11 protein-coding genes are annotated in these 12,487 nt (G+C 52.8%); 6 read left to right on the top strand and 5 right to left on the bottom strand.

Annotated features, from left to right (window positions below):
* Positions 1-27: 27 nt before the first annotated feature.
* Positions 28-1,047, bottom strand: a complete 1,020-nt coding sequence (gene xylF, locus ACR0M2_RS11940) for a D-xylose ABC transporter substrate-binding protein (RefSeq protein WP_155150139.1) — start codon at positions 1,045-1,047, stop codon at positions 28-30.
* A gap of 151 nt (positions 1,048-1,198) precedes the next feature.
* On the opposite strand from xylF, the gene ACR0M2_RS11935 reads away from it, so the two are divergent.
* Positions 1,199-2,416: an ROK family transcriptional regulator gene (locus ACR0M2_RS11935; protein ID WP_226689166.1), complete on the top strand. Its 1,218-nt coding sequence runs from the start codon at positions 1,199-1,201 to the stop codon at positions 2,414-2,416.
* Positions 2,406-3,917, top strand: a complete 1,512-nt coding sequence (locus ACR0M2_RS11930) for a CRTAC1 family protein (protein WP_480705230.1) — start codon at positions 2,406-2,408, stop codon at positions 3,915-3,917. The genes ACR0M2_RS11935 and ACR0M2_RS11930 overlap by 11 nt, the downstream gene beginning before the upstream one ends.
* Here the strand turns inward: ACR0M2_RS11930 and ACR0M2_RS11925 are convergent, their stop codons facing one another.
* From ACR0M2_RS11925 to ACR0M2_RS11910, 4 genes are all read right to left on the bottom strand, one after another.
* Positions 3,918-5,219, bottom strand: coding sequence for a cytochrome-c peroxidase (locus ACR0M2_RS11925; RefSeq protein WP_480705228.1), 1,302 nt, complete (start codon positions 5,217-5,219; stop codon positions 3,918-3,920). It abuts the gene before it with no gap.
* 1 nt (position 5,220) lies between these two features.
* Positions 5,221-6,168, bottom strand: coding sequence for an aldose epimerase family protein (locus ACR0M2_RS11920; RefSeq protein ID WP_480705226.1), 948 nt, complete (start codon positions 6,166-6,168; stop codon positions 5,221-5,223).
* Positions 6,165-7,622 carry a xylulokinase gene (gene xylB, locus ACR0M2_RS11915; RefSeq protein ID WP_480705224.1) on the bottom strand — a complete coding sequence of 486 codons (1,458 nt, stop codon included), beginning with the start codon at positions 7,620-7,622 and terminating at the stop codon, positions 6,165-6,167. Before xylB ends, ACR0M2_RS11920 begins: the two co-directional genes overlap by 4 nt.
* 231 nt (positions 7,623-7,853) lie before the next feature.
* Positions 7,854-8,633, bottom strand: a complete 780-nt coding sequence (locus tag ACR0M2_RS11910; RefSeq protein WP_480705222.1) for an MOSC domain-containing protein — start codon at positions 8,631-8,633, stop codon at positions 7,854-7,856.
* 387 nt (positions 8,634-9,020) lie between these two features.
* Here ACR0M2_RS11910 and ACR0M2_RS11905 point away from each other — a divergent pair, with 387 nt between their 5' ends.
* From ACR0M2_RS11905 to ACR0M2_RS11890, 4 genes are all read left to right on the top strand, one after another.
* A complete protein-coding gene (locus ACR0M2_RS11905) occupies positions 9,021-10,340 on the top strand; it encodes an ABC transporter substrate-binding protein (protein ID WP_480705220.1) in 1,320 nt (439 codons plus the stop codon).
* 79 nt (positions 10,341-10,419) lie between these two features.
* Positions 10,420-11,367, top strand: a complete 948-nt coding sequence (locus tag ACR0M2_RS11900; protein ID WP_170332156.1) for a carbohydrate ABC transporter permease — start codon at positions 10,420-10,422, stop codon at positions 11,365-11,367.
* Positions 11,364-12,302 carry a carbohydrate ABC transporter permease gene (locus ACR0M2_RS11895; protein WP_010442361.1) on the top strand — a complete coding sequence of 313 codons (939 nt, stop codon included), beginning with the start codon at positions 11,364-11,366 and terminating at the stop codon, positions 12,300-12,302. The genes ACR0M2_RS11900 and ACR0M2_RS11895 overlap by 4 nt, the downstream gene beginning before the upstream one ends.
* Entirely contained in the window at positions 12,299-12,487 is a 189-nt protein-coding gene (locus ACR0M2_RS11890) for a hypothetical protein (RefSeq protein WP_480705218.1), read from the top strand. The genes ACR0M2_RS11895 and ACR0M2_RS11890 overlap by 4 nt, the downstream gene beginning before the upstream one ends.

Raw genomic sequence — 12,487 nt, 5'->3', positions numbered from 1 at the left:
AGACTAAGAGGCCCAGGGCTGGGTGGTTTAGTTACAAGGGGCAGGTCCGTTTTCAACGCCTTGGCAAAGATCTTCCAGCGGGATCCATCCGGCATCAACAACCACGGACAAGTTGTCCTTAGTGATTGGAACAGGCGCTAGGAAAACCGAGTTCATCTCGGTCCCACCCGGTGATGTCCAGCTCACTGCGCCTTCGACATCAGCAGGGCTTGTCCCACCGCTCAATGCGACAGCGATTTCGCCAGCGGCCTTTCCAAGTTCGCGAGCATCCTTCCAAACCGAAACCGTCTGCGTTCCCAGTGCGACACGGTTCAATGCTGCGTGGTCGCCGTCCTGACCGGACACCGGAATGCCTTCCATGCCCTGTGCGGTCAGCGCAGCAACAACACCGCCTGCAGTACCGTCATTTGACGCAACAACCGCATCCACGTTGTTCTCATTCGCGGTCAGGATCTGCTCCATGTTTCGCTGCGCGTTAGCCGGCAACCAGCCATCCGTATAGGCCTCACCAACGATTACGATGTCACCGCTGTCGACGGCTGCTCCGATGATCTCTTGCTGACCACCGCGCAGGAAATCTGCGTTCGGATCAGTAGGAGAGCCTTTGATCATCACGTAGTTGCCCTTGGGCATGGCTTCAAAAACAGCCCGGGCCTGCATTCTGCCGACTTCCACATTGTCAAAGGTCAGATAGAACGCACGGTCGTCCTCAATCAGGCGATCATAGGCAATGACTGGAATACCTTCGTCCGCCGCAGCCTGAACAGCCGGTCCGATTGCCTGCGCGTCCTGGGCCAGAATAATAAGCGCGTCTACACCTTGGGCGATCAGGCTTTCAATGTCCGAAAGCTGCTTTGCGGAAGACGACTGCGCGTCTGCCGAGATGTACTCGGCACCCCCTGCTTCAAGCGCCGATTTGATGGCCGCTTCGTCTGTTTTCCAACGCTCTTCCTGAAAGTTCGACCAGCTTACGCCGACCACTGGCTCTGCGAATGCGGTCGAAGCCAACAAAGTGGCCACAGCCGAAAAGCTGAGAATTCTCTTCATGATTTCCTCCCATTTGCCGAGCCATCGCATTTCGATTCGCGGCTCTCACAAATTTGAATACCATATTTATTTCAGTCGGTAAAATATTTACTCTACAAGACGCACCCAAATTCAAATAGATTGGATCAACAGCAAGATTCGCGAGGACAAGATGCTGAAAAGCAAAGCCTCTCCGGTTTCTTTGGAACAAAGAAATACGACCCGCTTACGGGTATTGGAGCACATCAGAGCCAAGGGGTCCGTCTCGCGGATCGATATTGCATCCGCCTTGCAAACCAGCCCTGCGACTGTCACCGCCGCCACGGCTGATCTCATCTCGGCCGGGCTGGTGAAGGAGACTGAAAGCCAAGCACAGTCAAAGTCGGGGAAGAGAGGCAGACCCAGAGTATTGCTGCAATTGGACGGCCAGATGCACCTTGTGGCCGGCCTCAAGGTGGCTCGGCAAGTAATCTCCGTTATCTTGGTCGACTTTGAAGGTAACGAAGTCGCATCCCATAAATATGCTCTGGATCACGCCAGAATGTCGCCGCAAGTATTTGTTTCGGCGATCCGCGAAGCTCTTGAAGAAACCTGCAGTCAGATCGATCGTACTGTCGCTCATTTGGCAGGTGTTTCTATCGGGGTGGCTGGACTGGTCGATGCAAACAAGAATTTTGTCCACTGGTCATCCTCGATTGCTGAGAGAAATATTGATTTCAGCCACTTGCTTTCAAATGAGCTGCCCTGCCCCGTATTCGTCGACAACGACGCCAATCTTGTCGCCAAGGCCGAACAGCTTTTTGGCTTGGGTAAGGGTTTAAAGAACTTCCTCGTTGTTACGATCGAACACGGTGTTGGCCTTGGCATCGTATTGGATGGCAAACTATACCGTGGAGAACGAGGCTGCGGCGCTGAATTTGGGCACACCAAAGTTCAACTTGACGGAGCCCTTTGCCAATGCGGTCAACGCGGATGTCTAGAAGCCTATGTGGGCGACTATGCTTTGATCCGCGAGATGACAGTCACCGGTCATACCAACGACATGGAAACCGTTTCCGACATACATGACCGCGCCAACTCAGGTGACGACAGAGCTTCGTCAGTGCTTGCCCGCGCAGGTCAGATGTTTGGCCTCGGGATTTCCAACCTGATCAACTTGTATGACCCAGAGTGCATTATCGTCTCGGGGGCACAAATGAGCTTTGAGCATTTGTGTTCCAACGAAGTTATGACCCGCATTCAAAACGGCGTTGTGAATGTCGATGCACCTTTGCCCCAGATCAAAGTTCATCACTGGGGTGACATGATGTGGGCCAAGGGGGCGGCGGCCTATGGAATTGAACAAATCTCAATTCTCAAGGTCAAGGAGCTGACGGCGAATGCGTCTTGAGTTTGCGATATTTGCGACTTTGGGCACAGTTGCGAATGCGGACACTGTTATTCCCCAGTTTACAAATGTGGATGTACCAAAACATGTCTATGATGGCGGGTGGGAGCATTTTGTCGGCGGTGGTGTGGCCGTTTTCGATTGCAATGGGGACTCGCTGCCAGAACTCTTTTTGGCTGGCGGTTCCAACCGGTCTCAACTGTTCATCAATACCTCGAAGGAACAGATAGCATTTCAGGCAAAGACGCCTGAAGGTCTTTCGCTGGCCGGTGTGACCGGCGCCTACCCTCTCGACGTTGATAGCGACGGCATAGTGGATTTGGCGATTTTGCGTGTTGGCCCAGACCTGCTTCTTCGGGGCGATACCGACTGCCAATTCAGCCCTTTCACTGAACTCGGGTTTCAGTCCGAGGATCACTGGACCACAGGTTTCTCGGCAACATGGGAAAGCGGGCAAACTTTACCGACCTTGGCGTTTGGCACCTATGTTGATCGATTTGATCCCGAAGGTCCTTTTGAATCCTGCGGGCCAATCCTTTTGTACCGCCCAGAAGGCGACTTGTATCACGAGCCGTTGCATCTTGAACCCGGCTACTGCTCACTTTCTATTTTGTTTTCGGACTGGGCCCGAACTGGCCGCGCTGATCTTCGCGTCAGCAACGACCGTCACTACTATGTTCGTGGCGGTCACGAGCAGTTATGGGCGATGGAACCCGAGCCTCGGCAATACTCGGAAGACGAAGGCTGGCTTCCATTTTCGATCTGGGGAATGGGGATCGCCTCTCGCGACCTTACAGGAGACGGATTTCCCGAAGTTTATCTGACCTCGATGGGTGACCAGAAACTCCAGATTTTTGACCCAGTGACAAACGGCCCGACCTGGCTCGATGCAACTTACGAAAAGGGTACGACCGCTCATAGACCGCATATCGGCGGAGACGGAAGGCCATCCACCGGGTGGCACGCACAGTTTGGCGACGTCAACAACGACGGCCGGGACGATATTTTCGTGGCCAAGGGAAACGTAGAACAGATGCCCGATGCAGCTCTGAACGACCCCAATAACCTACTACTACAGAACTCCGACGGACAGTTTATTGAAGCTGCAGCAGATGCCGGTGCTGCCTCGATGGCTAAGTCTCGTGGTGCGGCGATTGCTGACCTGAACAACGATGGAAAGCTGGATCTGGTGGTCGTCAACCGAGGTTCTGAGCTAGAAGTCAGCCAGAACACTTCTCAAGGTGGCAACTGGCTATTGCTGGATGTCACTCAGGATCAATCCAATCACGCAGCGATTGGTGGATTTGTTGAAGTCAAAACCTCGCTGGGTGTTCAGACCCGCGAGCTAACAATCGGCGGCGGTCACGCTGGTGGCACCGCTGGGTTTCAGCATTTTGGGCTTGGGAGTGAGGACCAGGTGCAGGTTCGTATGATCTGGCCGGATGGTTCGAAAGGCGAGTGGTTGGACTATCAGCCCAACCAAATCATTAGTCTTCACCGCTGATTACCTTTCAACCGGTAACCCACTTGGAACTTGGTCGGGCACACCTAACCGCTCTGCCGGGTCTTCAAGGCTTGCCAGAAATCTGAGAAGAGCGTCGATTTCCTGATCCGTCAGGCTTACTTTCGACAAGCTTTTGCTTTGGGCAATCGCACCCAAGTGCTGATTATCCGACATTGCCCTTTGGTCGTCAGAGCCGGGGAAGTCCGGCAAGGTGGCCATCTCGATCGAGTAGTTTCGCAATGACGCCACCGGGTCCAGATGATGGCGTACTATATCCTCAAGTTCAGCGTAGGCTCCGTTGTGTCCGTACGGAGCTGTCAGAGTCACGTTGCGCAAAGATGGCGTGCGGAAAGCAAACGCGTCGCCGGGATCACCGGTCACGCGAAGACGCCCGTCGTCCCTGACATGGTTTTCAAATCGCGCCGCCTTTCCCGGACCGATCTGCGGCAGTGCCATCGAATGAAACTTGTGATCCGTCTGAAACCAGCCCGAATGGCAGTTGCTGCAGCCAGCTTTTCCGTAGAACAGGCCCATGCCAACTTCGGCCTCTTCTGGCAATTCAGCCTCACCTCGCATCGCGCGATCGAAGAGGCTGTTATCCGCGCGCCACTCGAACGCGATAAAGTCCGCGATTACGTTGGCAATTGCCGTGAACGTAATTTCATCATCCGGCGCTAAGTCCTCAAACCTCTGCTCGTACTCTGGAATAGCCGCAACACGTTCTGCAATCAAATCCCACGCACCGCCTTGCTGTGTCAGAAATCCGAGGCGAACCGCTTTGCTCACGTCATTCTCAGAATAGTGACCCGCCATTTCGTCTGGCGACAAAACCGGGAACATCGCCTGTGCGGCCAGCGCGGACTTGAAACCAGACCGCATATGAGTACCCAACGGGGTTCTGATACCATCAGGTTGCGTTGTGTCTACCTCTAGTCGCCCATCATGAAAAAACGTTGTGAACTCAGTGGCTCCAAGGTTCCAAAGCCCCGGTGAGTTTCGAGGAATACGTTGTTCCGGGGTATTCTCTGGGTCCAATGTCCGCTCTGGACCCAACCCAATTCCCCCTTCCCCTATACCAAGGGAAACACCGTCGGACGTGCCAAGCCTGGGATGATGACAGGTCGCGCAGCTGATATTCTTGTTGCCAGACAAAATCGGGTCATAGAACAGCAAACGCCCCAGCTCAGCACTTCCAAAGTCAGGATCGAGGAACTCTGGCAAAGGACCAAGCGATTGGGCACGCGCACCGTCCACCATTGAGATTGTTGAGCCTATAATCAAGAATAGCGAAGCTGCTCTCATGTCATTCCTTAGAAACTTCTAGAATAAGTTCCTGCCGATACGGGTTCTCCGGAGTATAGATTATTGAGGGAAACGAAGAGATATTCGGTGCGTTGGGATAACCCGATGGCTCGATACACACACCACGCGAAGTGCGCCGCGGTTTTTTCAGCTCATAGCCCGAATAAACCTGTGCTCCGGGCTGGTCAGAGTAGACTGTCAACGCAAGGCCAGAGGGTGAAGTGAGTTCCGCCACCGGAGCCTTTGGGCCGCGATCATGATCAAAGCAGAAATAGTGATCAATCCCATCAGGCACACTTCCAATCATATTAGGCGTTGAAAAATCCAACCCGCTTTCGTTGGTCGCAAGCACTCTGCCCGACGGAATACCCTGATCGTCGATTTCTAGATACCGATTTGAAGTTAGTTTAAGCGTATGCTGGTCTACGCCTTCTGCGGCACCCAAAGTGTAGTAGTTGTGTTGCGCAATGCTTATCGGCGTCGGCCGGTCAGGTTGTGCGGCTACTGAATAGACCAAGCGTGAACCCTGTAGGCAGATCCTGACCTCGAACCTGATATTCCCTGGAAAGCCGCCCTCTCCGTCGTGAGAAACGTAGCTCAGCAAAACCTCGTTCTGTGCAATCTGTTCGAATTCCCAGAACTGTTTAGACAGCCCATCGTCGCCGCCATGCAGGGTGTTTTTGCCCTCATTGGCGTTCAGTTCAAAACTGGTACCATCCAATTCAAACGTCGCGCCACTGATCCGGTTGGCTACGCGCCCAACAATTGCGCCCAGGTAACGCGTATCGGTGAGATACTCATTTGGGTCCTCGAACCCAAGGATGAGCGGGACGTCCTTGTACCACCAACCCTGCGTGATAGCCCCATAGTTCAGGATCGAAACACGCATGTTTCCATCGATGAGAATAGCATTTTCAATGCCAGAGGCTTTACCCGTTTCTGGTTTCATCTTACTGTCAGCGGCGCAAGCGCCTGATAGAATTGCTTGTATCTCCGGTATTCGTTTTCGTAGGCGTCAATCAGATCGCCGCGTGGTTCAATGCGTTCCTGAATTTCCGGCGGCGTCATGACTTGCGCCGGTTCAGCGCCGTTGGCAGCACATATCGCGAGTCGTGCAGCGCCCATTGCGGCACCGAATTCGCTGCCTTTTGGCAATTCCAGCGGAACTTGCAAAACAGTAGCCAAGGTTTCCAGCCAGAACCGAGATCGCGCACCTCCTCCAACTGCCATAAGGCTATTTGGCTGGGTTCCGGTGCTCTTCAGTGCTTCCAGGCAATCTCTCATTCCGAAAGAAACACCCTCCATTACGGACTGGGTCAACTCAGCGGGTTCCGACGAGATGTCCACGCCCAAAAACGCACCTCGGATATGGCTATTGTTATGCGGTGTCCGTTCTCCTGACAGATATGGCAGGAAGGTGATCGCAGAAGGTCCATTTAATTCTCCTGGCATAGCTGCAGCAAGTCTTTCCACGGGTTCGCCTAGATTGCGAGCAAGCCAGTTCATGCTGTTCGTTGCCGAAAGCATGACACCCATTTGTATCCACCGATCAGGAACCGCATGACAAAAACAGTGTACGGCTGTATCTGGATCAGGAGCATAGGCTTCCCGCGCAACAAGCAACACGCCAGACGTTCCGAGTGAGACAAAACCGGTGCCGTCGTTGATGCTCCCGATCCCGCAGGCAGCGGCAGCATTGTCGCCAGCACCTCCAGCCACGACAACCGGATTCGAAAGCCCCCACTTCTGCCTCAAACGGACCTTCAACTCTCCACCCGGATCACTGCCTTCGACCAAGCTTGGCATCTGCTCGACACGCATGTGACCTATGGCCAGCGCCCTTTCGGACCACTGCCGAGTGTCAACGTTCAGCCAGGATGTTCCTGCGCTGTCAGACATGTCTGAGATATATTCGCCAGTAAGCCAAAACCGCAAATAATCTTTCGGCAGCAGTACCTTGTCTACCTTTGAAAACACATCCGACTCATGGCTGCGCAACCACTCGAGTTTCGGCGCCGTAAACCCGGGGAATACGATGTTTCCCGATATTGCGCGCATCTCTGGCGATTGATCCAGTATCCTCGCCTCATCAGCTGACCGTGTATCGTTCCAAAGAATACAGGGCCTCAATATTTCGCCATCAGAATCCAGTAGTGTAGCGCCGTGCATGTGTCCGCTTAGGCCAATACCTCGCAATTTTGAGAATGCTTGCTGGTTGCCGACGCGAAGCTTCCCAACAACCTCGTCGCAAGCGTTGGTCCAATCCAAAGGATCCTGCTCAGACCAACCAGGCTTGGGCGTCGAGGTGGAAATGCTGACTTCGGCATCACCGACAACGTGTCCTGAGTCATCTACCAGAATCCCGCGGAGACCTGACGTTCCCAAATCTAAGCCCAGATACATTGAGCACCACCTGTCTAAATATTTTAATGACTAAAATTATTTGAAACAGAGATCTTGTCAAGGCTCCGTCAAAGGAGTGCCTTCCAATCGTTTCTGGATCAGAACGCTCGAACGCGACGTCCTTCGATACCCCGGATAGCCAAAAGAAAGTCAAAGCAAGAGTTGAGTTTAATCGTCTGACCGAACATGGCTCAAACCTCTTAGAAAAGCCACTTTGGCAGGAGGCAAGGTTTAAGCGAGTATTTCCCCGGTTTGACCGACCGTTAGCGTTCCACCACTAAACACTTCGACATAGACGCCCATATCCATATGGCCCATCAATTTCCGAATAAGGTAGGGTACTTTCAAGTCGCGCTCGGCCGTTTTCGGGTTCACTTCAGTTGCTGCACACCTTTTCGTACGTGAGAGTATCTTCAACTCGACATCGCCAAATCTTAAAACTGATCCAACTGCATCCAGCTCAGCAAACGAAGGTAATCCGTCTATCTCAATATTCGCTCGGAAGCGCGCCGGGTGAATTTCTGCGTTCAGTTGTTCGCCCAACTTTTTCACAGAGGCCAGATTCAAAACGGATATCGCGTTCATCATTTGCGGCGATACGACAGATACATCTGTAAACCTATGAGGAGTAGAAGAAACAAACTTTGGCAGCTCTGGATCTTTTAAGTCGATCTCTGAAGAAAGGAACTCTGCCGCCTTCTCCCGATCTTCAGACTCTCGCATATCAAAGCGTCGTGTCTTTCCGTTCGCATTGATCTCAAGTGCCTGAGATTCAATTTCAAAACCGGTCTGAATGCCTGCCAGTGCAGCCTCGTTCAACAATACGACAAAACGATCTTTCGGCAGAGGCATTGGGTTCTGCATGTCGAAACCGGAGTTGTAGCGAGAAAATCCGAACAGGCGATCGCCCGGAATGCCCTCTCCTGCTCGCAGCGTCACAGTTCGCATAGGCTCGGAACTCAAGCCTTTTATAGGGTAGCGGTTCAATCGGACGATGGAGAGATTGCTCATACGTCAACACCTAACCAAAAAGAGTTATGCACGGTCCCGAGTTGTCCGCGCTGTTTGACGCTATCTCGAATTCTCAAAGGTATCGACCAAATAATCTTTGAACGCTTCAGAAGCGGGTTCGCTGAACCTGTTGGCCGCATGACGGCTGCGCCCATTTAAGTCGATATGACCATTCAATACCTCGCTGCCCAAAATACATGCGCATCAAGTTCAAAGAACAATTTCTTTAGGAATCAATAGCTAAGAGACAAAATTTGCGATCTCTGCTGGTCTCTTGAGGTACGAACCTCAAAAATATCTGGACTTGAGGTGCGTACCTCAAATAGCCTTGGATGTATGCCGCGATTCGCACATCCTCGATTGACGGCGCAAAAAAGGGAGGAATGGATGACTTACACAAAACTGGCCTCGGCCAGCGCAATAGTCTTTGCCGCTACTACTCTTTCTACCAAGGCAAATGCTGAAGATCTGACACTCTGTTGGGCTGCATGGGACCCGGCCAACGCGCTTGTTGAGCTATCAAAAGAATTTGAAGCAGAATCCGGCCACTCGATGAACTTCGAATTTGTTCCCTGGCCAAATTTTGCGGACCGGATGCTGAATGAACTGAACTCTGGAGGTAAGCTCTGCGACCTGCTGATTGGTGACAGCCAATGGATCGGCGGCGGCGCCGAAAACGGTCATTATGTCCAACTGAACGACTTTTTCGACGCTGAAGGCATCAGCATGGACGACTTCGCACCTGCCACAGTTTACGCTTATTCAACCTGGCCCAAGGGTACACCAAATTACTACGCGCTGCCTGCGATGGGTGACGCAAATGGCTGGTTCTATCGCAAGGATTGGTTCGAAAATCCTGAAATCCAAGCCGCATACAAAGAAGCAACTGGTCAGGATTTACGCGAGCCCGAGTCTCAAAAAGAACTATTGCAGATCGCGCAGTTCTTCCAAGGTCGTGAGATCGACGGCAAGACCGTCTATGGGGCAGCAATCTTTACCGAGCGCGGCTCGGAAGGGATCACCATGGGTGTGACCGGAGCACTGTATCCTTGGGGCTTCAAATACGAAAACACCCCGGGCTCATATGATATGGAAGGCGCAGTAAACTCACCGGAAGCGGTTGAGGCGCTGGAGTTCTATAAAGAATTCTACAAAACGGCGACGCCTCCTGGATATACCAACTCCTACATGGGTGAGAGCTTGGATGCATTTAAGTCCGGTCAGGTCGCTATGGCTATGAACTGGTTTGCGTTCTTTCCTGGTCTATATGCCGATCCCAATACAGGCGGTGACAAGATCGACTTCTTCGTGAACCCACCACAAAATCAGCCAGGCTCGACACTCGGCGGACAAGGTATTTCTGTCGTCAGCTACTCTGACAAACAGGACGCCGCACTTGAGTACATTAAGTGGTTTGCACAGCCGGAAGTTCAGGCCAAATGGTGGGAACTTGGAGGCTATTCGGCACATAACTCGGTGCTACAAGATCCTGGTTTCGTAGACAGCCAACCGTTTGCCGGTGACTTTCTGGAAGCAATGGCTGGAGTTCAGGATTTCTGGCAAGAGCCCGCCTATGCGGAACTGCTGCTGGCAATGCAGAAGCGCATCCACGACTACGTGGTTGCCGACCAAGGCACAGCTCAAGAAGCGCTAGATCTTCTGATCGAAGATTGGACGGAAGTCTTCGAAGACGAAGGCAAGCTGTAGTCTGGAGGCAGCTAGGAGCGGGTGCACTCCCGCTCCACCTTCACCCGTGAGTCCGAAACCAAAAAGAACTGGCAAAGAGATGTCTGACAGGACCGTAGATCGCGTTGCGCAGGCAACGCCCGAGCGAGTTGCGCGAAAAATCCGAGGGTTGTCCGACCGCGCGATCGCCTGGATATTCATCTCACCAACGATTTTCTTATTGCTGGCGATCAACATCTTTCCGTTGATTTGGACCATCCAACTAAGCTTTACCAACTACAAGGCCAACCGGATCGGGCGTGAAGTCAAAGATGTCGGGCTCAGGAATTACGAGCGTATCCTGACAGACTCGGACACATGGCTGAATATGCAGGCGACGGCGCATTTCCTGTTCTGGACAATTTTTTTCCAGGTCCTGATCGGGTTTACTCTGGCATGGTTGATCAACAAGAAATTTAAGGGCAACGATCTTTGGACCACGATTATCGTGCTGCCGATGATGCTGTCTCCTGCAGTCGTCGGGAACTTCTGGAAGTTCCTGTATCAACCTCAAATCGGCCTGTTTAACTACATCGTGTCCTGGTTTACCGGCAAGGACCCATCGAGCTTTGAAATGCTGGGATCGGTCACGTTGGCCCCGTGGGCAATCGTGATTGTCGACACCTGGATGTGGACCCCCTTCGTGATGCTGATCTGTCTGGCCGGTCTGCGCAGCATTCCGGACTACATCTACGAGGCAGCTGAGATCGACCGAGCCAGCAAGCTGCGGCAGTTCTTTACGATCACCATCCCGATGGTGTTGCCGTTCCTGATGCTAGCCGTGCTGTTTAGAGGGATCGAGAACTTCAAGATGTTCGACCTAGTGGTTCAGCTAACCGGTGGAGGGCCCGGTTCTGTTACGGAACTCACTTCAATCAATCTCAAGCGGGAGGCTTTTGAAAAGTGGCGTACGGGCTATGCCTCGGCCTATGCGATCATCCTTTTCGTCACCGTGTTCGGCCTTGCGTCGATTTACGTCAAAGCCCTGAACAAGGTGAAACAGAGATGAGTAGTTTTTCCGTCACTGAACCTTCGAACCGGTCCAAGTGGATCGCAGGCTTCTTGGTTATTACTTACGCGCTGATCACGATGATCCCGCTGGTTTGGATTTTGCTAACTGGCTTCAAGTCTCCAGCCGACGCGATCAGCTACCCGCCCAAGGTTGTCTTTGACCCAACGCTTGAAGGCTACGTCAATCTCTTCACCACACGCACGCGGCAGACGCAGGAATTTCTGGAAGCGAACCCACCGCAGAACTGGGCCGATGAGATCGTGCGCCAATACGACATGGTGATTGTCGGACCATCCAAATTCGGTGAGCGCTTCATGAATTCAGTTATCATCGGATTCGGCTCGACGTTCTTGAGTATCTTTCTTGGCACGCTGGCCGCCTACGCGTTCAGCAGGTTCAAAGTCCCACTAAAGGACGACCTGCTGTTCTTCATCCTCAGTACAAGGATGATGCCCCCGGTCGCTGTTGCCATCCCAATCTTCTTGATGTTCAGAAACCTTGGGCTGAGCGACACGCATCTGGGAATGATCCTGCTGTATACGGGTGTGAATATTTCCCTGGCGGTCTGGTTGCTGAAGGGTTTCATCGACGAAATCCCAAGAGAGTACGAAGAGGCCGCCCTCATAGATGGCTACACGAGGTTTCAGGCATTCTACAAAGTGGTACTGCCGCAAGCCGCGACCGGCATAGCCTCAACAGCTATCTTTTGCCTGATCTTCGCCTGGAATGAGTACGCGTTTGCCGTGCTGCTGACATCCGCGAACGCACAGACTGCACCACCGTTCATACCGACCATTATCGGTATCGGCGGTCTGGACTGGCCAGCCGTGGCGGCCGGTGCAACGATCTTCCTCATCCCCGTCATGATTTTCACCATCCTGATGCGCAAACATTTGCTGCGTGGGATCACATTCGGAGCCGTGCGCAAATGAGCGACTTTCTAACCGGATTGATGCGGCTCCGCCGCGGCCCATGGGAGATGGTCGCAACCATCCTTATCGCACTGGGTGTCTTTATGCTGATGCAGCCCTTTGTCCTTTGGGCCTTCACCTACTCTTTCATCATCACGCTGATCGGAACCGTCATGTTCATCATCGTCAGCCATTTCCCGGAGTAG

This window comes from Ruegeria sp. BE10 (assembly GCF_056538905.1).
This window is presented reverse-complemented; position numbering and strand designations above follow the sequence as displayed.